Raw genomic sequence first — 25,880 nt, forward strand, 5'->3', positions numbered from 1 at the left:
GCGGGGCAGGGCGGCCGTCAGCCGATGTCGACGGGATCGATCTGCACGCGCAGCGGATCGTCGGAACGGTGCGTACTGCGGACGGCCAGGGCGGCTGCGAGGGCGCGGGACAGGCCCGCGCCGTGGGGACGGTCGGTGCGCAGGATCATGCGCTCCACTTCCGGGGGAGAATCGCCGGAGGAGAACGGTTTCCGTGCCCCGGGCGGCAGCGGGACCGGGCCCAGGACCTCCACATCGCCGGGAAGCCTTGCCTCGCCCAGCAATTCGGCGATGGAGTCCGTGGTGCCGTCGACGGCGGCGAAGCGGACGGCGGGCGGGAAGCGCACCTCCGTCCGCGCCTCGAGTTCGAAGATCGCGTGACCCACCGGATCCCAGCGCACCAGGGCCTGGACGGTCGGCACGGCGGGGTCGGCCATGACGATCACCTGCCCGGACGAGCGGACCAGCGTCGCCGCCCCCATCCAGCGGCGCAACGCGTCCTCGGCCGCGCGCAGATCGGCACGCCCGAGCAGCGCCCAGCCGTCCAGCAGCAGCGCCACGCCGTACCCGCCCGGCGCGGGCGGTTCGGCGCCGATGGTCGCGACCACCACCTGGGCCTCGTCGGGGACCGAATCCAGCACGTCGGCACCGCCGGACCCGCGGATCGGCACGCCGGGGAACGCCCGGCCGAGTTCCTCGGCCGTCCGCGCCGCCCCGATCACCACCGCGCGCAGCGCCCGCGATCCGCACGACGAGCAGCGGAACACCGGTTCGGTCTTGCCGCACCAGCGGCAACCCGGGCTGTGCGCGACCTCGCCGGACCCGCTGCGAGACATCGCGACTCCCAGCTCCCGAGCGGACGGACGCGCCGCTCCGGCCTCGTCGCGAGGTCTCGGGCCGGACAACACGGAGTTCTGCGCCGAGGCCGCACGCTGCCGTCCGCTTCCTCCCGCCGCTGAGCCACCGTCCGGCAGTGCCAGCGGTCCGTTGCAGTGCCGGCAGCGGGCCGGGGTCCGGCATTTCGCGCAGGCCAGCGCCGGGACGTAGCCGCGGCGCGGAACCTGAACCAGCACGGACTCCCCCGCGGCGAGGGCCTTGCGCGCGGCGGTGAAGGCCACGGCGGGGATGCGCACCGCCCGCGCCACCGGATCGCGTTCCAAGGCGACGTCGCTGTCGCCGGGCGCGCTGATGCGCGGAGCGAACTGCCGCACCACCGACCGATCGGCCACCAGGTCGTGGGCCCAACCGGAGGCGACGATCGCCTGCACCTCGGCCGTCCGCGCGAACCCCCCGGCCACGAAGGCAGCGCCCGTTTCGTGGGCGCGCAGCATCGCGACCTCCCGCGCGTGCGGATACGGGGCGCGCGGTTCGGCGTACGTGTCGTCGCCGTCGTCCCAGATCACGATCAGTCCGAGATCCCGCGCGGGCGCGAAAACCGCACTGCGCGTGCCGATCACGACCCGGGCGGTCCCCCGCAGCACCGACAGCCATCGCCGGTACCGCGCCGAGGGACCCAGCCCGGCGGCCAGCGCCACCGCGCCGTCCCCGATCACCTCGGCGCACGCCGCGGCGACCCGGTCCAGGTCGCGCTGGTCGGGAACGATGACGACCGCACTGCGGCCACCGTCCACGACCACCGCCGCCAGCTCGGCCAGCCGCCGCGGCCAGTCCTCCCCCGGAATCGCCTGCCACCCCGCCCGCGGGCCCTTACCCTCCGCCAGCGCCCCGAGAAACGACTCCCCGTGCCGATACCGCTCCCAGCCCGGATACCGCGACACGTCGACCGCCGCACCCGAATCCGGTTCTCCGCCAACGACATCCCCCGGCTCGATCGCCGAGCCCCCCTCGCCGACCACCTCCTCAGCGCCGACGCCGGCCGACTTCTCCGAATCCTCGTGCGCGCGAGGCTTTTCCGACTCCACCTTCGCATGCCGGGGCGGAATCGCCAGGCGCAACACGTCCGCGCGCGTCCCCGCGTAGCGGGCGGCGACGGCCGTGACGAGGCGCAGGATCTCGGGGGTCAGCACCTGTTCGCCGGAGACCACCCGTTCCAGCTTCATCAATGTGCCGGTGTGGTCGGACTTCTCGAGGCGATCCAGGATGAAGCCGTCGATCAGGCGGCCCGAGAAACGAACACGGACGCGCACGCCCGGCTGGGCGAGCGCGTCCATCTCCGCGGGGACCAGGTAGTCGAAATCCCGGTCCAGATGTGCCGGTTCGAGCATCGGCAGCACGCGCGCGATCGGGCGCGCCGGCGATGCCCCGGCCTCGGTCAATTACTGCCCGACGGCCGCACGGAGCGTGCCGGCACGACGTCGATGCTGCCTCCCAGCGCGGTCACTGGCCTACCGCGGCACGGAGCTTGTCGGCGCGCGTCGATGCTGCTTCCCAGGGCGATCACTGGCCTACCGCGGCGCGCAGCTTGTCGGCGCGCGTCGATGCTGCCTCCCAGGGCAATCACTGGCCTACCGCGGCACGGAGTTTGTCGGCGCGATCCGTGTTCTCCCAGGGCAGGTCGACATCGGTGCGGCCGAAGTGACCGTAGGCGGCGGTCGGCGCGTAGATCGGGCGCAGCAGGTCGAGATCACGGATGATCGCGCCCGGACGCAGGTCGAACACCTCCGCGATGGCGGCGGAGATCTTGGCCGGGTCGACCGTCTCCGTGCCGAAGGTCTCGACGAACAAGCCGACCGGTGCCGACTTGCCGATCGCGTACGCGACCTGCACCTCGACCCGCTCCGCCAGCTCGGCCGCCACGACGTTCTTGGCGACCCAGCGCATGGCGTAGGCGGCCGAGCGGTCCACCTTGGACGGATCCTTGCCCGAGAACGCGCCGCCGCCGTGGCGGGCCATACCGCCGTAGGTGTCGACGATGATCTTGCGGCCGGTCAGGCCGGCGTCACCCATCGGGCCGCCGAGCACGAACTTGCCGGTGGGGTTGACCAGCAGGCGGATGTCGGAGGTGTCCAGCGGGTCGGGCAGTTCCAGATCGGCCAGCACCGCCTCGACGACCTTCTCGCGGATATCGGGAGCGAGCAGGTTGTCCAGATCGATGTCGGCGGCATGCTGGGTGGACAGGACCACCGTGTCCAAGCGGACCGGCTTGGTGCCGTCGTACTCGATGGTGACCTGGGTCTTGCCGTCGGGACGCAGGTACGGCAGCACGCCGGACTTGCGGACCTCGGTCAGCTTCCGCGACAGCCGGTGCGCCAGCGCGATCGGCAGCGGCATCAGCTCGGGAGTCTCCCTGGTGGCGTAGCCGAACATCAGGCCCTGGTCGCCCGCGCCCTGCCGCTCGATCTCGTCGTCGGAGCCGCCGACACGGGCCTCGTGCGAGGTGTCCACGCCCTGGGCGATATCCGGCGACTGCGAGCCGATCGCGACGTTGACGCCGCAGGACGCGCCGTCGAATCCCTTTGCGGACGAGTCGTATCCGATCTCGAGCACCTTCTCGCGCACGATGGTCGGGATATCGGCGTAAGCCTCGGTGGTGACCTCACCGGCGACGTGCACCTGGCCGGTGGTCACCAGGGTCTCGACCGCGACTCGGCTGCGGGGGTCCTGCGCGAGCAGAGCGTCGAGAACGGAATCGCTGATGGCATCACAGATCTTGTCCGGGTGACCCTCGGTCACGGACTCACTCGTGAATAGCCGGCTGCCGGACGTACGCACAGTTCTTCCCTCTCCCTCAACGGGTCTTCATACCGGATTGCGACAGTAGCGAACTCGCGCCACAGCACAACCCTTTGTCTCAGACTATTCCAAACCACCGACGCGGCGCGGTCCCGGTGATCGTCGGCGGCGTCGCTACCTGCGACAACCGCCCGTCACTACCCGCTACCGCCTCCACAGGGCTCCGTTTTGGCAGTCGGTGCAACTCAGCGCGTAATGCCATTGTGCACTGCGCGCCTACCTGCATGCTAGGCCGAAACCGTCTGCGCCTCAGCGCAACAGGGGTCCCAGCGCATCCAGCACGCGACTGGCGAGCAACAGCTTCGACCCGTGGTCGAGTGCCTGTTCGGTACCGTCGGCGCCGAGTAGCCAGCCATCGTTGTTGTCCACCTCGAACGCCTTACCCTCGCCGACGGCGTTGACCACCAGCAGGTCGCAGCCCTTCCGCTTGAGTTTGGCGCGCGCGTGGGTGAGCACATCGCCGTGCTCGTCGCCGGTCTCCGCGGCGAAGCCGACGATCGCCAGGCCGGGCAGCTGACCGTCGTGGCGCGCCTGCACCAGCCCGGCCAGGATGTCGCGGTTCTTGGTCAGCTCGATCCGGTCGGGCTCGTCGGCGCCCTTCTTGATCTTGGCCGCCGCGACATGGGTGGGCCGGAAGTCGGCCACCGCCGCCGCCATGATCACCGCGTCGGCGCCGGCCGCGTGCTTGTCGACCGCGACTCCCAGCTGTTCGGCGGTGGTCACGTGGACCAGTTCCACCGAGGCGGGGGGTTCGAGACCGATGGTGTTCCCGGCGATCAGCGTGACGTGCGCGCCGCGCTGGGCGGCCAGCCGCGCCAGGGCGAAACCCTGCTTGCCGGAACTGCGATTGCCGAGGAACCGCACCGGATCCAGCGGCTCGCGCGTCCCGCCCGCGGACACCACGACGCGGCGTCCCTCGAGGTCGCGCGGGATGGCGTCGTCGCGCTCGAGCAGCAGCGAGGCCAGGGCGAAGATCTCCTCCGGCTCGGGCAGCCGGCCCGCGCCGGTGTCGGCGCCGGTCAGCCGGCCGGCGGCGGGCTCCATGACGATGGCGCCGTGCGCGCGCAGGGTCGCGACGTTCGCGGCCGTCGCCGGATGCAGCCACATCTCGGTGTGCATGGCCGGGGCGAACAGGACCGGACATCGGGCGGTCAGCAAGGTCGCGGTCAGCAGGTCGTCGGCGCGGCCCATGGCCGAGCGCGCCATCAGGTCCGCCGTCGCCGGGGCGATCACCACGAGGTCGGCCTCCTGGCCGAGGCGCACGTGCGGCACCTCCGGCACGTCGGCGAAGACGCCGGTGTGCACGGGATTGCCCGACAGGGCCTCGAAGGTGGCCCGGCCGACGAACTGCAGCGCCGACTCTGTGGGAATCACCCGGACGTCGTGCCCGGTCTCGGTGAATTTGCGAACGAGTGAGCACGCCTTGTAGGCGGCGATCCCGCCGCCCACGCCGACAACGATCCGCATCTGTCTAAGCCTCTTCGTCCGGTGGAGGTGGGCCGTGCCCGGTCGCGACGCCCGCCGCGGGCGTCGCGGGTACTGGGGTTACTCGCCTTCGGAGTGCTCGAGCAGATCGGAGTGGATCTCGCGCATCGCCACCGACAGCGGCTTCTCCTGCAGACCCGGCTCGACGAGCGGGCCGACGTACTCGAGGATGCCGTCGCCGAGCTGGTTGTAGTAGTCGTTGATCTGGCGCGCCCGCTTGGCCGCGTAGATGACCAGCGCGTACTTGGACGACGTGCGCTCGAGCAGCTCGTCGATCGGCGGGTTGGTGAGGCCGACCGGGGTGTCGTACGCGGGCACGGTCTTGGTGTCGCTCACTAGGGAGGCTCCTGCGGGGTCGTGGTGGAAAATCGGGTCTTGCGGCACGTTCGGAGGCGACGGGACGAATCCGCCGCCCTCATCTCGAATTTGTGCTAACGAACAACGATACCAACTGCTCACAGGCACTGGTCAGGTCGTCGTTCACGATCACGGTGTCGAACTCGTCACATGCCGCGAGTTCGGTCCTGGCGGTCTGCAGCCGGCGCTCGATCACCTCGGGCGATTCCGTGCCGCGACCGGTCAGCCGTGCGACGAGGACGTCCCAGCTGGGCGGGGCCAGGAAGACCAGTGCGGCCTCCGGCATGGTGTTCCGGATCTGCCGCGCCCCCGCCAGATCCACCTCCACGAGTACGGGTAGCCCGGCCTTCACGGCCCTCCGTACGGGTGCGGCCGGTGTGCCCGACCGCTGCAGGCCGCCGTGGATGTCGGCCCACTCGAGTAACTCCCCCTGTTCGATCATGGCGTCGAACTCGGCCCTGGTCACGAAGCGGTAGTCGCGTCCGTCGACCTCCCCGGGCCGCGGTGCCCGGGTGGTGGCCGACACACTGAAAACCAGGCCGGGCAGCCGCTCGCGGACGCACCGGACCACTGTGGACTTCCCGACGGCCGAGGGGCCGACCAGTACTACCAGCCGACCCTTCTGCGTGTGCTCGACCACCCTCGGATCAGGCTTGGTCGAACTTCGCCAGCAACGCCTTGCGCTGGCGGTCGCCCAGACCCCGCAGGCGGCGGGTCGGCGCGATCTCCAGCTCGGTCATGATCTCCGCCGCCTTGACCTTGCCGACCTTGGGCAGGGCCTCCAGCAGCGCCGACACCTTCATCTTGCCGAGAACCTCATCGGTCTCGGCATCCTTCAGGACCGTTTTCAGGTCGGTGCCGCCACGCTTCAAGCGCTCCTTGAGCTCTGCCCGAGCGCGGCGAGCGGCAGCCGCCTTCTCCAAAGCAGCGGCGCGCTGCTCGTCAGTCAGCTGGGGAAGGGCCACGGTTCCTCCGTCTCATCGTTCATTGCTTAATCTCCCGCCGGTAACCCGGCGGTCTGTGCGACCGTACCCACGCGGCGTGCCGATTGCGAACCCACCCCCCAGGTCAGCGCGGGATTCGGGCGCCATGGCGAGTGCGCGGGCGCCTCGTCGCGCATGCTTCGGGCGGTGCTGCCGATCCTACCGCCGAAACCCGCCGCAGCGCTGTGGCCTGCGGTTTTCCTATCAAGAATCAGGCAAATGACCGGTTGGCCAGCACAACCGTGATGGTCGTAATCCGGCCGTTATACCGCGACCAGGACTTTTCTCGATTTTTCGGCGTGTCGTACGTTTTAGCCCCCGCGTGTCGCGCACGGGACGACCTGATTGCGGTCGCGAACATCGCACGAAGACGCCGCCGGAGGCCCCGAATCGGCCCCCTGGAGGCGCGCTGGCAGTGAAAAACACAGGGATGTAGTTCCGCTGGTGGCACGCCGATTCGGACCCGTCAGCGGGCCCGAACCGGCATACGGACCAGTCTCGTTCGTATCGGTGAATTAGTCCTGCAGGAACGCGAAATCGTCCTGCAGCCGCCCCAGCGCATCGCGCAGCGCATCGATGTCCGGCCCGGCGTTCGACAGTTCCCGGGAGACGTTGGGCAGCACCGCGCGCCTGGTGCCGGCCGGCACCAGAGCACGAATGGAATCCGCTCCCCCGCCCTGCGCCCCGACGCCCGGCATCAGGATCGGCCCGTTGAGCAGGGTCAGATCCGGGGCGTCCGGCAGGGTGGCGCCGATGACGACGCCGACGGATCCGAAGGTGGCGCCCACATTGCGCACGGCGGCGTCGTCGACCATGCCCTGGGCGACGCTGCGGCCGTCGGCCGTCAGCGTGCGCTGCAGCCCGGCGGCCTCCGGATTGGAGGTGGCGGCGAGGACGAACACCCCGCGGCCGCCGGCCTGGGCACGCTCCAGAGCCGGTGTGAGCGCACCGAATCCGAGATACGGCGACACCGTGACGGCATCGCTGCCCAAGGGCCCGTCACCGAGCCAGGCGGCGGCGTAGGCGGCCATGGTGGACCCGATATCGCCGCGTTTGGCGTCGGCGAGCACCAGGGTGCCGGCCTCGCGCAGCGCGGCGATGGTGTCCTCGAGGACCATGAATCCGCCGGAGCCGTAGGCCTCGAAGAACGCCACCTGCGGTTTGACCAGCGCGACACGTCCGGCGAACGCGTCCACGCAGGTATCGGCGAACCGCTTCAGGCCGTCGATGTCCTCCGACAGCTCCCAGTCGCGCAGCAGTTGCGGATGCGGGTCGATACCGACGCACAGCGGGCCGTGCCGGCGCATCGCCTCCCGCAGCCGGGCGCCGAACGACGTCATCGGGGCGTGGCGGCGACCAACAGGTCGGGGCGCGCCTCCGGCGCCGCACCTAGTCGGGCCTCGGGCACCGCGGCCAGCCGCCCGTCGGGACGCGCGCCCGAGGCCGCGAGTTCGCGGTCGGCCGCGGCCAGTTCCCGATCGATGGCCGCCAGCTCCTGGTCGATCGCCGCCAGCTCCAGCTCGCTCGGCACCGGATCCGATACCGGCGCCGGATCGCGGTCGATCGGCGGATTGGCCCGGAAGCCGACGGTGCTGTAGCCGCCGACCTTGCGCATGGGCCGGACGTCACCGCCGCCCTGTCCGGACCACTCGGCCGCGCCGCCCGTCCGGCGTCGCGGTTTCACTCGCCCCGCTCCTACCGGCCGGGGTCCCGCACCAAACCCGAACGTTGCCACCGCTGTCTCCTTCGTTTCAGCCCCGAAGTACGGCGTGCAGCTCCTGCAGGGAGCGCACGCCGATACCGCCGTTGATCGTTGCCTCGATACCCTGTACGGCCGCGGCCGCACCCTGCACTGTCGTGATGCACGGAATGTTCGCCCCCACGGCGGCGCTGCGGATCTCGTACCCGTCCACGCGCGGCCCGGAATTGCCGTAAGGGGTATTGAACACGATGTCGATCTCACCATCCTTGATCCGGCCGACGATCGTCGGCTCCTCCGAAGGACCCGGCTCGGAGTGCTTGCGCACGCGTTCGCACGGAATTCCGTTGCGGCGCAGCATCTCCGCGGTGCCGTCGGTGGCCAGGATCCGGAAGCCCAGGTCGTGCAGCCGTTTCACCGGGAACACCATGGCCCGCTTGTCGCGGTTGGCGATCGACACGAAGACGGTACCCGCCACCGGCAGCGACCCGTAGGCCGCGGTCTGACTCTTGGCGAAGGCGGTGCCGAAGTCGGCGTCGATGCCCATCACCTCGCCGGTGGATTTCATCTCCGGCGACAGCAGCGAGTCGATGCCGGTGCCGTCGGGCCGGCGGAACCGGTGGAACGGCAGGACCGCCTCCTTCACCGCCACCGGGGCGTCCAGCGGCGCGTGACCGCCATCGCCCTCGGCGGGCAGCATGCCCTCCTTGCGCAGCTCGGAGATGGTGGCGCCCAGCATGATTCGCGCCGCCGCCTTGGCCAGCGGCACCGCGGTGGCCTTCGACACGAACGGCACCGTGCGGCTGGCGCGCGGGTTGGCCTCGAGCACGTAGAGCACGTCGTCCTTGAGCGCGTACTGCACGTTCAGCAGGCCGCGCACGCCGATGCCCTTGGCCAATGCGGCGGTGGAGCGGCGCACGGCCTCGATATCGCTGCGGCCCAGGGTGATCGGCGGCAGCGCGCACGCCGAGTCGCCGGAGTGGATACCGGCCTCCTCGATGTGCTCCATGACGCCGCCCAGGTAGACCTCGTCACCGTCGCACAGGGCGTCGACGTCGATCTCGATGGCGTCCTCCAGGAACCGGTCCACCAGCACCGGATGCGCGGGGCTCAGTTCGGTGGCGCGGGAGATGTAGCCCTCCAGCGACTGCTCGTCGTAGACGATCTCCATGCCGCGCCCGCCGAGCACGTAGGACGGCCGCACCAGGACCGGGTAGCCGATCTCGGCGGCGATCCGCTTGGCCTGCTCGAAGGTGGTGGCGGTGCCGTACTTCGGCGCGGGCAGCCCGGCGGTGACCAGCACGTCGCCGAATTCGCCGCGGTCCTCGGCCAGGTCGATGGCGGCGGCCGAGGTCCCGACCACCGGCACCCCAGCCTCGGTCAGCCGCTGCGCCAGGCCCAGCGGGGTCTGGCCGCCCAGCTGCACGATCACGCCCGCGACCGTGCCGGATTCGCGCTCGGCGTGGTACACCTCGAGCACGTCCTCGAAGGTGAGCGGCTCGAAGTAGAGACGGTCGGCGGTGTCGTAGTCGGTGGAGACGGTCTCCGGGTTGCAGTTGACCATCACGGTCTCGTACCCGGCGGCCGACAGCGTCTGGGCCGCGTGCACGCACGAGTAGTCGAATTCGATGCCCTGGCCGATGCGGTTGGGGCCCGAGCCGAGGATGATCACCTTGTCGCGCTCGTGCTGCGGCGCCACCTCCGACTCCGCGCCGGGATCCAGCTCGTAGCTGGAGTAGTGGTAGGGCGTCTTCGCCTCGAATTCGGCGGCGCAGGTGTCGACGGTCTTGTAGACCGGGTGGATGCCGAGGCGGTGGCGCAGTTCGCGCACGCCGTCCTCACCGGCGAGTTCCGGTCGCAGCGCGGCGATCTGGCGATCCGACAGCCCGTAGTGCTTGGCCCGCCGCAGCAGCCGCTCGTCGAGCACCGGCGCGGCGAGCACGTCGATGCGCAGGTCGACCAGGCCCGCGATCTCGGCGACGAACCACGGATCGACACCCGAGGCGGCCGCGACGTCCTCGACGCTCGCACCCAGCCGCAGGGCCCGCTCCACCTGATAGATGCGGCCCTCGGTCGGGGTCTTCAGATCCTCGAGGATCGGCTCGGGATCGGTCCAGTCGCCGTCCGGCTGCGTCCAGAAGCCGGTGGCCTTGGTCTCCAGCGAGCGCAGCACCTTGCCGAGCGCCTCGGCGAAGTTGCGGCCCAGGCTCATCGCCTCGCCGACCGACTTCATCGTGGTGGTCAGCGTCGGGTCGGCGCCCGGGAACTTCTCGAACGCGAACCGCGGCGCCTTGACCACCACGTAGTCGAGCGTCGGCTCGAAGCAGGCCGGGGTCTCCTTGGTGATGTCGTTGACGATCTCGTCGAGGGTGTAGCCGATGGCGAGCTTGGCGGCGATCTTGGCGATCGGGAAGCCCGTCGCCTTCGACGCCAGCGCCGAGGAGCGCGAGACGCGCGGATTCATCTCGATGACGATCAGGCGGCCGTCGCGCGGGTCGACCGCGAACTGGATGTTGCAGCCGCCGGTGTCGACGCCGACCTCGCGCAGGATGGCGATGCCCAGATCGCGCATCTTCTGGTATTCGCGGTCGGTGAGGGTCATGGCCGGGGCGACGGTCATCGAGTCGCCGGTATGCACGCCCATCGGGTCGACGTTCTCGATCGAGCAGACCACCACGACGTTGTCGCGGCCGTCGCGCATCAGCTCGAGCTCGAATTCCTTCCAGCCCAGGATGGATTCCTCGATGAGCACATTGGCCGTCGGCGAGGCCGCGAGGCCGCCGCCGGCGATGCGGTCGAGGTCCGCGTCGTTGTAGGCCATGCCCGAGCCCAGCCCGCCCATGGTGAACGAGGGCCGCACGACCACCGGGAAGCCCAGCTCCGCCACGGTGTCGCGGACCTCGTCCATGGTGTAGCAGACCTTGGAGCGCGCGGATTCGCCGCCGACCTTGGCGACGATGTCCTTGAACTTCTGCCGGTCCTCACCGCGCTGGATGGCCTCGAAGTCGGCGCCGATCAGCTCCACGCCGAACTTCTCCAGCACGCCGCGCTCGTGCAGCGCGACCGCGGTATTGAGCGCGGTCTGGCCGCCCAGCGTCGCGAGAATCGCGTCGGGGCGCTCCTTCTCGATGACCTTCTCGACGAACTCCGCGGTGATGGGCTCGACGTAGGTCGAGTCGGCGAACTCCGGATCGGTCATGATGGTCGCGGGGTTGGAGTTCACCAGCGACACCCGCAGTCCCTCGGACCGCAGCACCCGGCACGCCTGCGTACCGGAGTAGTCGAACTCGCAGGCCTGGCCGATCACGATCGGGCCCGAGCCGATCACCAGGATGTGGCGGAGATCCTCGCGGCGAGGCATCAGGCTCCTTCCATGAGACCGGCGAAACGGTCGAAGAGATAGGCGGCGTCATGGGGCCCGGCGGCGGCCTCCGGGTGGTACTGCACGGAGAAGGCGCGGCCGTCCACCAGCCGCACGCCCTCGACCGTGCCGTCGTTGGCGCAGGTGTGGCTGACCTCGGCGGCGCCGAACGGGGTGTCGAACCGCTGCCCCGCCGCACCCTCGAGGGCGAAGCCGTGGTTCTGCGCGGTGATGGAGATCTGCCCGGTGGCGTGATCGACGACCGGCACGTTGATGCCCCGGTGGCCGAACTTCATCTTGTAGGTCTTCAGACCCAGCGCGCGGCCGAGGATCTGGTTGCCGAAGCAGATGCCGAACAGCGGAATACCCTCGCCCAGAACGGCTTTGGTGAGATCCACCGCACCGTCCTGGGTGGCGGGGTCGCCGGGCCCGTTGGACAGGAAGACCCCGTCGGGCTTCAGCTCCTTGATCCGGTCGAGCGTGACGTTCGACGGGACCACGTGCACCCGGATGCCGCGCTCGGCGAACATCCGCGGGGTGTTGGTCTTGATGCCGAGATCGACCGCGACCACGGTGAACCGGTGCTCGCCGGTCGGCTCGATCGTGTAGAGGCCGTCGGTGCTCACCTCCTCGGCCAGGTCGGCGCCGAGCATCGTCGGCTGCCCGGTCACCCGGGCCAGCAGGTCGTCGACCGACGCGGCGGCGGCGCTTCCGGAGAAGATGCCCGCCTTCATCGAGCCGCGGGTGCGCAGGTGGCGGACCAGCGCGCGGGTGTCGATGCCCGAGATGCCGACGACGTTCTGGCGTCGCAGCTCCTCCGGCAGGGTGGTGGTGGCGCGCCAGTTCGACGCCCGGCGCGCGGGGTCGCGCACCGCGTATCCGGCCACCCAGATCCGCCCCGACTCGTCGTCCTCGTCGTTCCAGCCGGTGTTGCCGATCTGCGGGGCCGTGGCCACCACGATCTGCCGGTGGTAACTCGGATCGGTCAGCGTCTCCTGATACCCCGTCATCGCGGTGCAGAACACCGCCTCACCCAGCGTCTCGCCCTCGGCGCCGTAGGCCGCGCCGCGGAACACCCGGCCGTCCTCCAGCACCATCACCGCGTCACTCACGTCTGCTCGTCTCCCGTCTTCGCGCCGGTCGCATCCTGCGTCCAGGCCGGATACACCGTCTTGTCGTCGCCGCGGAACCCGGTATCGACCTCGGTTCCCGTCGGCAGCGTCCAGCGAATTACCAGCACGCCGTCTTCCGTCATCACCTTGCCCGCATGCCCGCGTTCGGCGCGCACCGCCGAGATCGTCTCCTGCGGAATCCACAGCGCTTCCGCGCCGTGGCGCTCGAGCAGGATGCCGCGCTCGAACCGGGTGAGCTCCGCCGTGGACCGGAAACCCAGGTCGCCCACCGTGATCCGCTGGATCCAGCTGGGGGCCAGGGTGCTACCGAGGTACATGCCCGTGGTCGGCTCCAGCACCTGCGCGCCCAGGTCGGCGGGCACCGGCGGCAGCTCACCGATCGCGGACGCCTGCCGCCGCGCCTTCTTCTGCCAGGCCCGGTACATCAGCCACAGCAGCAGCCCGAACAGCGCGAGCAGCACGAGCACCCACAGCGTTCGCTCCATCAGGTTCTCCCCACAGCCTTGCCGTCGCGGGCGGTGATCCGCCCGCGCAGGAACGTCGCCGTCACCCGCGCGGGCAGGGTCATCGCCTCGTACGGCGTGTTGTTCGAGATGCTCGCGAGCTCCTTCGCCCGCACCGTCCACGAGGTGTCCGGGTCGACCAGCACCAGATTCGCCGGTTCGCCGACCGCGAGCGGCCGGCCCTGATCGTCGAGTCCCGCGATCCGCGCGGGGTTCTCGCTCATCACGCGGGCGACGCCGCGCCAATCCAGCAGCCCCGGCCCGATCATCGTCTCGGCGATGACGGACAGGGCGGTCTCCAGACCGAGCATGCCGGGGCGGGCCGCGGCGAACTCGCAGCACTTGTCCTGTTCGGCGTGCGGCGCGTGATCGGTGGCCACGCAGTCGATCACGCCGTCGGCCAGCGCCCGGCGCAGCGCCTCGGCATCGGACGCCTCGCGCAGCGGCGGGTTCACCCGATTCACCGCGTCGTAGGTCTCCAGGCGGGTGTCGTCCAGCAGCAGGTGGTGCGGGGTGACCTCGGCGGTGATCGAAATCCCTTGCCCCTTGGCCCATTTCAGCAGTTCCACGGTGCCCGTGGTGGAGGCGTGGCAGATGTGCACGCGGGCGCCGGCGTCGCGGGCCAGCAGGGCGTCGCGGGCCACGATCGACTCCTCGGCCGCGCGCGGCCAGCCGGCCAGGCCGAGCCGGGCGGCGTTCGGGCCCTCGTGCGCGACCGCGCCCGCGGTCAGCCGCGGCTCCTCGGCGTGCTGGGCGATCAGGACGCCGAGCGACCGGGAGTACTCCAGCGCGCGGCGCATGATCAGCGGATCGTCGACGCAGTGGCCGTCGTCGGAGAACATCCGCACCCCGGCCTCGCCGGCGGCCATGGTCCCCATCTCGGCGAGCTGCTTACCCCGCAGGCCGACGGTGACCGCGCCGACCGGGTGGACATCCACCAGGCCGATCTCCTGCCCGCGCCGCCACACGTGGTCGGTCACCACGGCGGTATCGGCGACCGGATCGGTGTTGGCCATCGCGAAGACCGCGGTGAATCCACCGAGAGCCGCTGCGGCCGAACCGGTTTCGATGGTCTCGGTGTCCTCGCGGCCGGGTTCGCGCAGATGCGTGTGCAGGTCGACGAAGCCCGGCAGCAGGAGCTGCCCGGAGCCGTCGAAGATCTCGGTGCTGTCGCCGGCGCCGAGCCCCTGTCCGATCTCGCGGATCTCGCCGTCGCCCAGCAGCACGTCGACCGGATCGCCCACGCCGTAGAGACGCACGTTTCTGATAAGGATCTCGCTCACGCCGCGTCCTCTCCGGCACGAGCGGGGCCCTCCGTGGTTACGCTCCGCTGCCGCCTACGGGCCTGACCGCTCATGCTGCGTCCTCTCCGGCACGAGCGGGGCCCTCCGTGGTTACGCTCCGCTGCCGCCTACGGGCCTGACCGCTCATGCCACTGCCTCCCCGGTTCCGATCAGCAGGCGGAACAGGACCGCCATTCGCATATGCACTCCGTTTGTCACCTGTTGCAGCACGGCCGCCTTCGGCGAATCCGCGACCGCCGGCGCGATCTCCATACCGCGCAGCATCGGCCCCGGATGCAGCACCACGGCGTGCTCGTCGAGCAGCGCCATGCGCCGCTCGTTGAGCCCGTAGCCGATCGAGTACTCGCGGGCCGACGGGAAGAATCCGCCGTTCATCCGCTCGGCCTGCACCCGCAGCATCATGACCGCGTCGGCGCCGGGCAGTTCGGCGTCCAGCGAGTGCGACACCCGCACCGGCCACCCGTCGACACCGACCGGGAGCAGGGTGCGGGGCGCGACCAGCACCACCTCGGCGCCCAGGATGTTCAGCAGGAAGGCATTCGAGCGAGCGACCCGGCTGTGCAGGATGTCGCCCACGATCACCACGCGCTTACCCTCCAGCGTACCGAGCCGCTGACGCAGCGTCAGCGCGTCGAGCAGCGCCTGTGTCGGGTGTTCGTGCATGCCGTCACCGGCGTTGATCACGGCCGGGCCGGGCCCGGCGAAACCGCCCGCGCCCGCGTCCATCTCGCCGAACCAGCGCGCGATCTGATGGGCGGCGCCGGAAGCCGGATGCCGGACGATCAGCGCGTCGGCGCCGGCGGCGTGCAGGGTCAGCGCGGTGTCGCGCAGCGATTCGCCCTTGGACACCGAGGAACTCGACGCGCTCACGTTGATCACGTCGGCGCTCATCCATTTCCCCGCGACCTCGAACGACACCCGGGTGCGCGTGGAGTTCTCGAAGAACACCGTCATCACGGTCCGTCCGCGCAGGGTCGGCAGCTTGCGCACCTCGCGCCCGAGCAGCGCCTGCTCGAAGCGCTGGGCGTCGTCCAGCAGTTCGGTGGCCGTCGCGCGGTCCAGGTCGGTGACCGACAGCAGATGCCTCACGCCTCGGCTCCCCCGCCCTGGTGCAGGTACACGCCGTCGTGTCCGTCGTGTTCGGTCAGCAGCACCGAGATGTCCTCACTGCGGGAAGTGGGCACGTTCTTGCCGACGTAGTCGGCGCGGATGGGCAGTTCGCGATGACCGCGGTCGATGAGGACCGCCAGCTGCACCGCGCGGGGGCGGCCGAGATCGCGCAGGCCGTCCAGCGCCGCGCGCACGCTGCGCCCGGAGAACAGGACGTCGTCGACCAGGACCACCAGCGCGTCCTCGATACCGCCCTCGGGCACCGAGGTGCGCTCCAGCGGCCGGTGCGGCCGATTGCGCAGGTCGTCGCGGTAGAGGGTGATGTCCAGCGAGCCCAGCGCCGGGCGCACGCCCGCGAACTCCTCGATGCGTTCGGCGAGCCGCGCGGCGAGAGTGGTTCCGCGCGTGGGGATTCCGATCAGCACCACCCGCGGGACATCCGGATCGACCGAATCGACGGCCGTCTTCTCGATGATCTGGTGCGCCATGCGCGCGATGGTCCTGCCGACATCCTTGGCCGACAGCAGCTCGCGCCCGGCCTGGATCCATTGCGGATCGTGCCGCTGCGAATATTCGGCAGCGCTCGACCTGGCTGCCCGGTCTTCGGGCACAGCCATGCCGACCTCCTTCCCCGCCTCGCCGGACGGTCCGTTAAAGGATGTCTTTCGAGCAAGGAGCCTAGCAGCGCGACCGCAAACGTCCGGCATCGGGGGGTGCCCTGTGAGCGCCGCCACCTGCACGAATGCGAACGCATGACGCGACAGGCAAGAGGGCGATCGTTCATACGGTGTATACCAGAATTGGAACCTGTGTCATGCTCGGTGTCGTGAGCAACGATGCCGACTTCACCGAACCGCGCCGGCTCTTCTTCCGCGGACACGGCGGAATCCGGCTCGCCGCGGAGAGCTGGGGACCCGACGACGGCCCCCTGGCGGTCTTCCTGCACGGCGGCGGCCAGACCCGTCACTCCTGGAAGGATTCGGGCGCCGCGCTGGCCAAGGTCGGGCTGCGGGCCGTCCTGCTGGACGCGCGCGGGCACGGCGAGAGCGAGTGGGCGCCGGACGGCGACTACACCCGCGAGGCGATGACCGCGGATCTGCTGGGCATCCTCGCCGAACTGGGGCGGCCCGCGATTCTCGTCGGCGCCAGCATGGGTGGGCTGACCAGCCTGCTCGCCACCGCACGCCCGGGCAGCGCGCTGATCGCCGGGCTGGTGCTGGTGGACGTGGTGCCGCGCCCCGAGCACAAGGGCGTCGAGCGGGTGCTGAACTTCCTCGGCGGGCACGCCGACGGCTTCGCCACCCTGGACGAGGCCGCCGACGCGGTCGCCGAATATCTGCCGCACCGCGCGCGCCCCCGGACCACCGACGGTCTGCGCCGCAATCTGCGCCAGCGCGAGGACGGCCGCTGGTACTGGCACTGGGATCCGGCGATGATGTCCGGCCGCGGCGAGGACATCGAACTGCACAGCGCGAAGCTCGAGGAGGCGGCCGAGAAGCTGACGATGCCCATCCTGCTGGTGCGCGGGCGGCTGTCGGACGTGGTCAGCGAGCAGGGCGTGGCCGACTTCCGGCGGCTGGTCCCCCATCTCGAGTACGTCGAGATCGGCGGCGCGGCACACACCGCGGCCAGCGACGTCAACGACGAGTTCTCCGATGCCGTCGTGGACTTCGTGCGGGCACACCTGTCCGCGACCCCGTGAACCCGTGAACCCGTGAACAGATAGACAAGCCAGATTGTGCAATTCGGATTGAACAATCTGGGTTGTGTATCTACCGTGGGGGTATGAGCGATTCGACCCCTGCCGCGGATTCGTCGGCCCTCGCCGCGCGTGAGCTGCGCGTCCTGGTCAGCCGCCTGCGCCGCCGCTTCCTGGAGGCCGCCGGTGACGACGAGCTGACGCCGTCACAGCTGTCGGTGCTCGGTCGATTGCATCGGGGTGCGACGACCGCCAGCGATATCGCCGCCGCCGAACACGTGCGCCCGCAGGCCGCGGCCGCCTGGCTGGCCGGCCTGGACGAGCGCGGGCTGATCGAACGCCACCCGGATCCCGACGACCGCCGCCGCCAGCTGGTATCGCTGAGCGAGGACGGCCGCGCCCTGTTCGAGGGCCGCACCAAGGCCAAGGACGAATGGCTCAGCACCGCGCTGCGGGAGCGCTACACCGAGGCCGAGCGGCAGACCGTCCTGGACGCGCTGGCCCTGCTGGACAGGCTGGGTCAGGCGTGACGGCGGTCCTCACCCGGTTCGCCCGCAACCGCCCGGCATCCGACGGATTCGACCGTCGCCTGCTGGTGCCGATGATCCTGTCCTCGGTACTGAACCCGATCAATTCGTCGATCATCGCGGTCTCGCTCGTGCCGATCGGGATCGCGTTCGGCGCACCGCCCGCCGAGACGGCCTGGCTGGTCTCGGCGCTGTATCTCGCGACCGCCATCGGGCAGCCCGTCGTGGGGCGGCTGGTCGATCTCTACGGTCCCCGGCGGCTGTTCCTCACGGGCGCGGCGCTGACGCTGATCGCCGGAATCCTGGGCATGGTCGCGCCCGCGCTCTGGGTGCTGGTCGTCGCCCGCGTCATCCTCGGATTCGGCACGTGCGCAGGCTATCCCGCGTCGATGTATCTGATCCGCCGCGAATCCGAGCGCACCGGGCAGGACAGCCCGTCGGGCGTGCTGACGGCGCTGGCCGTCTCGGCGCAGACCATCGCGGTGGTCGGGCCGACGCTGGGCGGCCTGCTCATTCACGTCGGGGGCTGGCGTGCCACCTTCGCCGTCAATATCCCGCTCGCGCTGACCTGCCTCGTCATCGGCTGGGTGCGGCTGCCGAAGACCGCCGCGGCGCCGGGCGGCACGCTGTCCGGTATCGATCTGCCGGGTATCGCCCTGTTCTCCGGGATGCTGGTGTCGCTGCTGCTGTTCCTGATGAATCCCCAAGTCTCGCACTGGTATCTGCCGGTGATCGGACTCGCGCTCGCGACGGCGCTGGTCCTCCGGGAGCTGCGCGTCGCCCAGCCCTTCCTGGATGTGCGTGTGCTGGGCGGTAATCCGGCGCTGCTGGCGACGTACCTCCGAATGCTGCTGACCGCGCTGGTCGGGTACTGCTTCCTGTACGGGTTCACGCAGTGGATGGAGGAGGATCGCGGCCTGAGCGCCGCCGCGGCCGGGCTCGTCCTGCTGCCGATGCCGGTGATCGCCATCGCGGTGTCGGCGATCACGGGCCGCCGCAAGGAGATTCGCGGCAAGCTGATCGCCGGAGGCATCGGCCAGCTGGTCGTCGGAGCGCTGCTGTTCACGATGCACGCCACGGTCGCGATCTGGCTGCTGCTGGCCGCCGCGTTCGTCATGGGCATTCCCCAGGGCCTGAACAATCTCGCCAACCAGAACGCCGTCTACTACCAGGCCGACCCGGACCGCATCGCCTCCTCGGCCGGGTTGCTGCGCACCTTCATGTACCTGGGCGCGATCGGCTCGGCGGCGGCAAGCGGGGCGTTCCTCACCCCCGGTTCCGGGGCCGACGGACTACACCACCTGGCGATCTTCATGGTGGTAGCGGCGGGCCTGTTCCTGATCATGTCGCTGCTCGACCGCTCCCTGCGGCGCGTCCGCTCGGATACCCCCGATCGGCGGCCCGCCGGCGGCCGGTGACCTCGGAGGCCGGGAGGCGGCCCGCTTTCGATGTGCCGGTGAGGGTGTCGCCGTCGAGGGTGACAGCGAAAGCCAGGTTCAGGCGCATGGGCTTGGTGACGGACTGGTTCCAGGTGAGGTTGTTGCCGTCGATGGCGAGGTCGCGCAGCGGGACGTCTTCCCCTGCGCCACTGGCGATTCCGGTCAAGGCTTCCCCTTCCCGGCGGAGGTCCACGACGGCGGCGATCCTGCCGATCGGGGTGGCGATGGTCAGGTCCCAGGTTCCTTCGGCGGACATGGGCGGATCCTTTCGGTCGGTGGTCAGAAGGCGACGGGGACGGCGCCGCGGGCGTGCCAGACGGTGCCGCGGCGCTCGTGGGCGAACAGGTCCTCCACCGCATGGGCGATGCGCGGTCCGACCTCTCGGTCCAGCAGGTACAGCGCGAGGTCGAGACCGGAGGTGACACCGGCGCCGGTGACGAGATCGCCGTCGTCGACGACGCGGGCGGCGACGGCGTGTGCGCCCGTGGCGTCGAGCAGGTCCATACCCATGTGGTGGGTGGTGACGTGCCGGCCCTCCAGCAGTCCGGCCATGGCCAGGACCAGCGAACCGCCGCAGACGGTCGCGACCGTCACCCGGGAATCGGCCATCGCGGTCGCGAGCAGGCCGGGCAGGGCGGTGGTCAGCGTCCGGCCCAGGCGGACCGGGATGGGTTCGTCCTGCTGCCATTCACCGCTCGTCCCGGCGTCCCGATCGGGGACGTCGCCGGGATCCCCGACCCGGCCGGAAGCGCCCGGCACGAGAACGACGCCGGGGCGGCCGGGGTCCAGTGCGGCGGTGGCGCGCACCGCGAGACCGCCTGTGCCGCTGACGACTTCGCGCGGACCCTCGGCGGTGACCAGCTCCACACTCACCGTTCCGTCCGAGGCCGTGCCACCGGCGTACAGCACCTCGTAGGGAGCGATGGCGTCGAGCGGGTCGAAACCATCGAACAGGACGATCTGAACATGCATCGAGACGTTCCTCCACGGCGTGGTCGATCGGGACGGCTCGACGCTATCCACGCCTCGGGGCGCGGGCCAGTGGCGTTATCGACATACTTCAACGGATTATCGCCAGCCCTGCGAATCATGGTGTGAACTGGTGAAATACGGCTCCTTCTTCCCATGGAACCTGGTATTCCTCTGCCCTGGACGGCTATATTCCTGCCATGCACACGGTCGCCGTCCTCGCGCTGGACGCGGTGGTCCCGTTCGACCTGTCCGTCCCGATCGAGGTCTTCTCCCGCACCCGGCTGCCCGACAGACGACCGGGCTACCAGATCCGCGTCTGCGCCCCCGAACCCGAGATCGACACGGGGACATTCGTTCTGCGCGCTCCCTGGGGCTTGGACGGGCTCGCGGGCGCGGACACCATCGTCGTGCCCGGCACCTCCGACCCGACCGTGCCGGTGGCGCCTGAGGTCTCGGCGGCGCTGCGGGCCGCCGCGGACGCGGGGACCCGCATCGCCTCCATCTGCTCCGGCACCTTCGTGCTGGCGGCGAGCGGGCTGCTGGACGGGCTGCGCGCCACCACGCACTGGCTCGGCACCGAGCAACTCGCGGCCACCTATCCGGAGATCGACGTCGATCCCGGCGTGCTGTACATCGACAACGGCCGGATCCTCACCTCCGCGGGCGCGGCGGCCGGATTGGATCTGTGCCTGCACATCGTCCGGCGCGACTACGGGTCCGTCGTCGCCGCGGACGCCGCCCGGCTGTCGGTGATGCCGCTGGAACGCGAAGGCGGGCAAGCACAATTCATCGTCCACGACCACACCCCCGCACCGGCGGGCGCGGCGATGGAACCGCTGCTGGACTGGATGCGGGGCAACCTCGCCCGCCCGCTGACCCTCGACGACATCGCCGCCCGCGCCGGGCTGAGCACCCGCACGGTGATCCGCCGCTTCCGCGAGCAGACCGGCGCCACACCGCTGCAATGGCTGCACCGCGCCCGCATCCGCCAGGCCCAGCACCTCCTCGAAACCACGCCGCACACGGTCGAACGCATCGGCGCCCAGGTCGGATTCGGCTCCCCCACCGCCTTCCGCGATCGCTTCAAACGCACGACCGGCGTCACCCCACTCGCCTACCGCCGCAGCTTCAGCTGAGTTCCCCGGCCCGCCGGGCTGCGGTGAGTTAGAACACGTTCGTCGCCATCCTGGCGCTGATCGTCGCCATCGTGGGCGTGACCGTCACCGTGGTCCAGTGCTCGTCGGGTTCCTCGTCGCACACCTCCGCGCCCCCGACCTCCCCCGGCGTCACCACGACATCGGCGGTCGTTGTCCCGGCCGCCCTGACGAAAGGCCATCAGAGACTCGCGAATGTGCAAGGGATAGATCTGGATACCGGCCAGGTCGAGGATCAGAACCAGCCGGGCGCCGATGTGAGCCCGTCGAATTCCGCCGATCTCCTCAACGCGATGAGCGACGGCGCGGCGCGTTTCGCCCCGCCCGCCGAGCAGGCGGACGCCCCCAATGCCTACAGCCGCTGCCGCGCGGTGCCGTCGGGCTCCTGGGCCAAGACTTTCCCGAACCTGCCCTCGCGGCACATCGGCGACATCGTCTGCGTCCGTACCGATCAGAGCAATCTGTCCGCGCTCACCTTGACGCACATCCCCTCCGCGGCCGAGCGGTACGTGGAATTCGACTTCATCACCTGGCAGGACCGCTGATCGTACACGACGCGCAGAATGTCCCGAAATAAAAATTCTTTCGCCGCGGATGTCGAGAACGTTCGGGCGGCTCCGTCCCAGGGGTACGAGGGGCCGAAGGGGCCTCGCCACCGAAGACGGAGCGACCACCATGGACCAGAACCAGATCACCGCGATCCTGAACCTCCCGACCAGCCAGGAACTCCTGGCCCGCGACGTGCTGCGCATGGCCTACGTCGCCACGGACGGCACACCCCGCAACATCCCCATCGCCTTCACCTGGAACGGCTCGCAGATCGTCGTCTGTACCACGAAGAACGCACCGAAACTCCCCTCCCTGCGCCGCCGGCCCGAGGTCGCGCTGACGATCGACACCGAGGTCCATCCGCCGAAGATCCTGCTCGTCCGCGGCCGGGCGGAGCTGGACGTGGTCGACGGCATCCCGGAGGAGTACCTGGAGATGAACGGCAGCTACGAGATGACGCCCGAGCAGCGCGTCGAGTGGGAGGCCGAGGTCCGCTCGCTCTACGACGGCATGGTCCGGATCGTCATCACCCCGACCTGGGCCAAGCTCATCGACTTCGACACCACGCTGCCCTCCGCGGTCGAGGAGTTGGTCCGGCAGCGGGCCGAGCGCGCGTGAACTGCCCTGAAATACCGATGTGCCACATATACCTATGCTCGGAAAATTGCAGTTCCGAATACCGACGAGACGGAGCCGCACGATGACCGACCAGCAGATCACCCTCGAACGGACGTACCCGACCACGGCCGAGCGGATCTGGGAGCTGTGGACGACGGAGAAGGGGATCGAATCCTGGTGGGCGCCGGACGGATTCACCGTCCATGTCGACGAACTCGACCTCCGCCCGGACGGCGAACTCGTCTACACCATGACCGCGACCGGCCCCGAACAGGTCGAGTTCATGAACTCGGCGGGACTCCCCCTGGCCACGCAGTCCCGCAAGACCTTCACCGCCGTCTACCCCACCGCACACCTGGCCTACGACTCGCTGGTCGATTTCGTCCCCGGCGAGGAGCCCTATCAGCACCGCACCACGGTGGACATCAGCCCCGACGGCGACGGCGCCGTCCGAGTCGTCATGACCATCGAACCGATGCACGACGACGAGTGGACCCAGCGCATCGTCGCCGGCCGCGGCAACGAACTCGACAACCTCGGCAAGGTCGTCTAGCTCAGCGAGTCACGGTCGGCAGTGCTTGAACATATGTTCGATAGCACGTAGATTCGAACGCATGTCCACACCGCTGCAGGGATCGCTGCTCGACGGGTTCGGGGAGATCGAGTTCGGGGCTCTCGACGAGGTCCGGCGGACGGTGCTGGGCGACGGCGCCTGGGTGGATCTGCTGCCCGGGTGGCTGTCGGGGGCCGATCTGCTGTTCGAGACGCTGGCCGCGCGGGTGCCGTGGCAGGCGGACCGCCGGCAGATGTACGACCGCGTGGTGGACGTTCCCCGGCTGCTGCGGTTCTACGGCGAGGGCGAGACGCTTCCCGACCCGGCGCTCGACGACGCGCGCGACGCGCTGAGCGCCCACTACCGCGCCGAACTCGGCGAGCCGTTCCGCACCGCCGGCCTCTGCTACTACCGCGACGGCGACGACAGCGTCGCCTGGCACGGCGACACCTCGGGCCGCGGCGCTACCCACGACACCATGGTCGCGATCGTCTCGGTGGGGGCGGCCCGAGCGCTGCTGCTGCGCCCGCGCGGCGGCGGCGCGAGCGTCCGCTACCCGCTGGGCCACGGCGACCTGATCGTCATGGGCGGCTCCTGCCAGCGCACGTGGGAACACGCGGTACCCAAGACGCGGCGTCCGGCCGGGCCGCGAATCAGCATCCAATTCCGGCCGCGCGGCGTACGCTAGCCACGCGGAATTCAACCCCCGGCCCCCGAAACGCAAGGGATCGATAAGGGGGAGCGTCGTGCCGTGCGGCTAGATTGGCTGCATGAGCACAGTTGGGGCGGGGATCCTCTCGGTGATGCCACTGCATACGATCTCCGACGTTCACGGCGAGAGCGGGCTGCGGCGTCGCCTGGAGCTCGAGGCGGACAAACTGCCACAGCCCGAACGAGTCGCGCCGGCGCTGGATCTGGCGTCCGGACTGCACCGCGACGACCGGTACGGCCGCGAGCCGTACGTCAATCATCTGCTGCGCGTGGCCATCCGGATCGTCAGCCACTACGAGGTACGCGATACCGACGTGGTGCTGGCGGGCCTGCTGCACGATACGGTCGAGGACCACGGCCCCGAACTCGCCGGTGAGCGAACGGGTTCGGTGACCGAAGGCGCGCTCGCCGAACTCGCGAACCGATTCGGCGAGCGCGTCTCCGGCCTGGTCGCCGCGGTCACCAACCCGCCGTACGACCCGGCCGTGGACCGGCACGCGCAATACCGGGAGCACATCACCGCCAGCCTGGACCGCGATCCGTGGGCACGCGTGGTGAAGATCTCCGACTTCACCGACAACGGCGTGGGCATCCTGTACGCGACCGGCCCGGTGATGAACAAGCTCGCCACCAAGTACCGCCCGCTCACCGATGTCTACCGCGAGCTGGTGCTGCGCGCCGATACGCCGCTGGCCGACCACGTCAAGCAGCACATCCTCGACCAGCTCGATCGCGCCGACGAGCGGTTCGACGCGATTCTCGACCGCGCCTGACCCGCACCGCCGCGGCCCGGACGGCTAGGGGCGGCGGGCGAATTCGGGGGCGTGTTCGGGGAGTACACCGCGCCCGACCAGATAGGGCGGGACGCTGCGGACGATCGGGATCCGGCGAAGTATCCGCAGGGGCAGCGGCGTCCGATCGGCATTGGAGATATCGACCGCACCCGAGACCGCGGGCCCGATGGCGCGGGCGTGCAGGAGCCGCTGCATATCCTGGGTGACCACCGTGGGAACGATCCGGCGGCGCTGTACCCGGGCCAGATCCGCCACCGTCACCTCGTGCGACACCAGTTTCGGCGCAAGGATTCTCGCGGCGGCCACGGCATCCTGCACCGCGAGGTTGATGCCGACGCCGCCCACCGGCGACATCGCGTGCGCGGCGTCGCCGAGGCACAGCAGGCCGTCGGTGTACCAGCGGTCCAGCCGGTCGAGTTTCACGTCGAGCAGCTTCACCTCGCTCCAATCCCGCACGGCCGCAACCCGATCCGACAGCCACGGCACCGCTGCGGCCATATCGCCCATGATCTCGCCGACCGGTCCGTCCCGCAGTCCCGCGTCGCTGCCCTTGGCGATGAGGGTGGCGCACTGCCAGTAGTCGCCGCGGTCGAGCATGATCGCCACCCGCCCGGCGGTCAGCACCGGGACCACGCCGGCCGGATCGGTGTCGTGGCGCGGAATCCGGAACCACCACACGTCGAACGGTGTGGGCCAGCGCCGCGAGCCCAGCCCGGCCGCCTCGCGCAGGACCGAGGTGCGGCCGTCGCAGGCGACCGTCAGATCGGCCCGGATCTCGCCCGCCGCACCGTCGTTCGTCCGGTAGCGGACGCCCGCGACGCGGCCGCCCTCGCGGATGATGTCGGTGGCCTCCGTGTTCACGCGGAGCCGGAACTCCGGTTCCCGGTCGGCCGCCCGCGCCAGCAGATCCAGCAGATCCCACTGCGGCACCATCGCGATGTACTTGTGGCGTCCGGGAAGGTCGGTGAACGAGGCCAGCGTCTGCATGCGACCGCCGATCGGCACCTGGACGGTCGTCACCCGGCGCTGCGGCAGTTTCGCGAACTCCTCACCCAGGCCCAGTTCGTCGAGCAGGTCGAGGGTCGTCGGATGCACGGTGTCGCCGCGGAAGTCACGCAGGAAGTCGCCGTGCTTCTCCAGCACCGTGACCTCGACGCCCGCGCGAGCCAGCAACAGCCCCAGCACGATTCCCGCCGGACCGCCGCCGGCGACGAGACAGGTTGTTCGGTCCATCGGGCATCCTCCCGAACCGCATCG

The 25,880-nt window shown here is 70.2% G+C and carries 26 protein-coding genes and 1 pseudogene; 9 read left to right on the plus strand and 18 right to left on the minus strand.

Annotated elements, in window-relative coordinates:
* Positions 1-17 precede the first annotated feature (17 nt).
* From ON41_RS39145 to pyrR, 14 genes and pseudogenes are all read right to left on the minus strand, one after another.
* Positions 18-2,204 carry a primosomal protein N' gene (locus tag ON41_RS39145; RefSeq protein ID WP_063709901.1) on the minus strand — a complete coding sequence of 729 codons (2,187 nt, stop codon included), beginning with the start codon at positions 2,202-2,204 and terminating at the stop codon, positions 18-20.
* Between the two features lie 232 nt (positions 2,205-2,436).
* The gene (gene metK / locus ON41_RS18010; protein ID WP_040748766.1) at positions 2,437-3,651 is read right to left on the minus strand and encodes a methionine adenosyltransferase; all 1,215 of its coding nucleotides are present in this window, start codon (positions 3,649-3,651) and stop codon (positions 2,437-2,439) included.
* A 270-nt stretch (positions 3,652-3,921) separates the two neighbouring features.
* Positions 3,922-5,145 (minus strand): annotated as a pseudogene (coaBC, locus tag ON41_RS18015) (bifunctional phosphopantothenoylcysteine decarboxylase/phosphopantothenate--cysteine ligase CoaBC); the annotation flags it as partial.
* Positions 5,146-5,217: 72 nt separating this feature from the next.
* Positions 5,218-5,493 (minus strand): DNA-directed RNA polymerase subunit omega, encoded by a 276-nt coding sequence (gene rpoZ, locus ON41_RS18020; protein ID WP_040708326.1) that lies wholly within the window; start codon positions 5,491-5,493, stop codon positions 5,218-5,220.
* 79 nt (positions 5,494-5,572) lie between these two features.
* Positions 5,573-6,154, minus strand: coding sequence for a guanylate kinase (gene gmk / locus ON41_RS18025; protein WP_040748768.1), 582 nt, complete (start codon positions 6,152-6,154; stop codon positions 5,573-5,575).
* A gap of 7 nt (positions 6,155-6,161) precedes the next feature.
* Complete coding sequence (gene mihF / locus ON41_RS18030) at positions 6,162-6,479, minus strand: integration host factor, actinobacterial type (protein ID WP_040748769.1); 318 nt, start codon at positions 6,477-6,479, stop codon at positions 6,162-6,164.
* Between the two features lie 533 nt (positions 6,480-7,012).
* Complete coding sequence (gene pyrF, locus ON41_RS18035) at positions 7,013-7,837, minus strand: orotidine-5'-phosphate decarboxylase (protein ID WP_040748770.1); 825 nt, start codon at positions 7,835-7,837, stop codon at positions 7,013-7,015.
* Entirely contained in the window at positions 7,834-8,181 is a 348-nt protein-coding gene (locus tag ON41_RS18040) for a hypothetical protein (protein ID WP_157185518.1), read from the minus strand. The genes pyrF and ON41_RS18040 overlap by 4 nt, the downstream gene beginning before the upstream one ends.
* 67 nt (positions 8,182-8,248) lie before the next feature.
* Positions 8,249-11,557, minus strand: a complete 3,309-nt coding sequence (gene carB / locus ON41_RS18045; protein ID WP_040748772.1) for a carbamoyl-phosphate synthase large subunit — start codon at positions 11,555-11,557, stop codon at positions 8,249-8,251.
* A complete protein-coding gene (gene carA, locus ON41_RS18050) occupies positions 11,557-12,654 on the minus strand; it encodes a glutamine-hydrolyzing carbamoyl-phosphate synthase small subunit (RefSeq protein ID WP_040748892.1) in 1,098 nt (365 codons plus the stop codon). Before carA ends, carB begins: the two co-directional genes overlap by 1 nt.
* A gap of 11 nt (positions 12,655-12,665) precedes the next feature.
* Entirely contained in the window at positions 12,666-13,175 is a 510-nt protein-coding gene (locus tag ON41_RS18055; protein WP_040748773.1) for a PH-like domain-containing protein, read from the minus strand.
* Positions 13,175-14,476, minus strand: coding sequence for a dihydroorotase (locus tag ON41_RS18060; RefSeq protein ID WP_040748774.1), 1,302 nt, complete (start codon positions 14,474-14,476; stop codon positions 13,175-13,177). Before ON41_RS18060 ends, ON41_RS18055 begins: the two co-directional genes overlap by 1 nt.
* A gap of 144 nt (positions 14,477-14,620) precedes the next feature.
* Complete coding sequence (locus ON41_RS18065; RefSeq protein WP_040748775.1) at positions 14,621-15,586, minus strand: aspartate carbamoyltransferase catalytic subunit; 966 nt, start codon at positions 15,584-15,586, stop codon at positions 14,621-14,623.
* Positions 15,583-16,224, minus strand: a complete 642-nt coding sequence (pyrR, locus tag ON41_RS18070; RefSeq protein WP_040748776.1) for a bifunctional pyr operon transcriptional regulator/uracil phosphoribosyltransferase PyrR — start codon at positions 16,222-16,224, stop codon at positions 15,583-15,585. The genes ON41_RS18065 and pyrR overlap by 4 nt, the downstream gene beginning before the upstream one ends.
* Before the next feature lie 197 nt (positions 16,225-16,421).
* Here pyrR and ON41_RS18075 point away from each other — a divergent pair, with 197 nt between their 5' ends.
* The 3 genes from ON41_RS18075 to ON41_RS18085 all read left to right on the plus strand — a co-directional run bounded on the left by ON41_RS18075 (position 16,422) and on the right by ON41_RS18085 (position 19,251).
* Positions 16,422-17,309, plus strand: a complete 888-nt coding sequence (locus ON41_RS18075) for an alpha/beta fold hydrolase (RefSeq protein ID WP_040748777.1) — start codon at positions 16,422-16,424, stop codon at positions 17,307-17,309.
* A gap of 83 nt (positions 17,310-17,392) precedes the next feature.
* Positions 17,393-17,836, plus strand: a complete 444-nt coding sequence (locus ON41_RS18080) for a MarR family transcriptional regulator (protein ID WP_040748778.1) — start codon at positions 17,393-17,395, stop codon at positions 17,834-17,836.
* On the plus strand, positions 17,833-19,251 hold the full coding sequence (locus ON41_RS18085) for an MFS transporter (RefSeq protein ID WP_040748779.1): 1,419 nt from the start codon (positions 17,833-17,835) through the stop codon (positions 19,249-19,251). The genes ON41_RS18080 and ON41_RS18085 overlap by 4 nt, the downstream gene beginning before the upstream one ends.
* Here the strand turns inward: ON41_RS18085 and ON41_RS18090 are convergent.
* Entirely contained in the window at positions 19,175-19,528 is a 354-nt protein-coding gene (locus ON41_RS18090; RefSeq protein ID WP_040748780.1) for a hypothetical protein, read from the minus strand. The genes ON41_RS18085 and ON41_RS18090 overlap by 77 nt on opposite strands.
* A gap of 23 nt (positions 19,529-19,551) precedes the next feature.
* Positions 19,552-20,244 (minus strand): DJ-1/PfpI family protein, encoded by a 693-nt coding sequence (locus tag ON41_RS18095; RefSeq protein WP_040748781.1) that lies wholly within the window; start codon positions 20,242-20,244, stop codon positions 19,552-19,554.
* A gap of 197 nt (positions 20,245-20,441) precedes the next feature.
* Here ON41_RS18095 and ON41_RS18100 point away from each other — a divergent pair, with 197 nt between their 5' ends.
* Complete coding sequence (locus ON41_RS18100; RefSeq protein ID WP_040748782.1) at positions 20,442-21,380, plus strand: GlxA family transcriptional regulator; 939 nt, start codon at positions 20,442-20,444, stop codon at positions 21,378-21,380.
* Positions 21,381-21,408: 28 nt separating this feature from the next.
* On the opposite strand, the gene ON41_RS43445 is transcribed toward ON41_RS18100, so the two are convergent.
* A complete protein-coding gene (locus ON41_RS43445; protein ID WP_276325739.1) occupies positions 21,409-21,537 on the minus strand; it encodes a hypothetical protein in 129 nt (42 codons plus the stop codon).
* A gap of 58 nt (positions 21,538-21,595) precedes the next feature.
* On the opposite strand from ON41_RS43445, the gene ON41_RS18105 reads away from it, so the two are divergent.
* From ON41_RS18105 to ON41_RS18125, 5 genes are all read left to right on the plus strand, one after another.
* On the plus strand, positions 21,596-21,943 hold the full coding sequence (locus ON41_RS18105; protein WP_040748783.1) for a hypothetical protein: 348 nt from the start codon (positions 21,596-21,598) through the stop codon (positions 21,941-21,943).
* Positions 21,944-22,073: 130 nt separating this feature from the next.
* The gene (locus ON41_RS18110) at positions 22,074-22,565 is read left to right on the plus strand and encodes a pyridoxamine 5'-phosphate oxidase family protein (protein ID WP_040748784.1); all 492 of its coding nucleotides are present in this window, start codon (positions 22,074-22,076) and stop codon (positions 22,563-22,565) included.
* An 82-nt stretch (positions 22,566-22,647) separates the two neighbouring features.
* Complete coding sequence (locus ON41_RS18115; RefSeq protein WP_040748785.1) at positions 22,648-23,118, plus strand: SRPBCC family protein; 471 nt, start codon at positions 22,648-22,650, stop codon at positions 23,116-23,118.
* Between the two features lie 61 nt (positions 23,119-23,179).
* Positions 23,180-23,806 carry an alpha-ketoglutarate-dependent dioxygenase AlkB gene (locus tag ON41_RS18120; protein ID WP_040748786.1) on the plus strand — a complete coding sequence of 209 codons (627 nt, stop codon included), beginning with the start codon at positions 23,180-23,182 and terminating at the stop codon, positions 23,804-23,806.
* 82 nt (positions 23,807-23,888) lie between these two features.
* The gene (locus ON41_RS18125) at positions 23,889-24,602 is read left to right on the plus strand and encodes an HD domain-containing protein (RefSeq protein ID WP_040748787.1); all 714 of its coding nucleotides are present in this window, start codon (positions 23,889-23,891) and stop codon (positions 24,600-24,602) included.
* A gap of 24 nt (positions 24,603-24,626) precedes the next feature.
* Here ON41_RS18125 and ON41_RS18130 read toward each other — a convergent pair whose 3' ends face one another.
* Positions 24,627-25,856 (minus strand): FAD-dependent oxidoreductase, encoded by a 1,230-nt coding sequence (locus ON41_RS18130; RefSeq protein WP_040748788.1) that lies wholly within the window; start codon positions 25,854-25,856, stop codon positions 24,627-24,629.
* Positions 25,857-25,880 lie beyond the last annotated feature (24 nt).

It is taken from the genome of Nocardia transvalensis NBRC 15921 (assembly GCF_000308875.1).
Taxonomy (GTDB): domain Bacteria; phylum Actinomycetota; class Actinomycetes; order Mycobacteriales; family Mycobacteriaceae; genus Nocardia; species Nocardia transvalensis.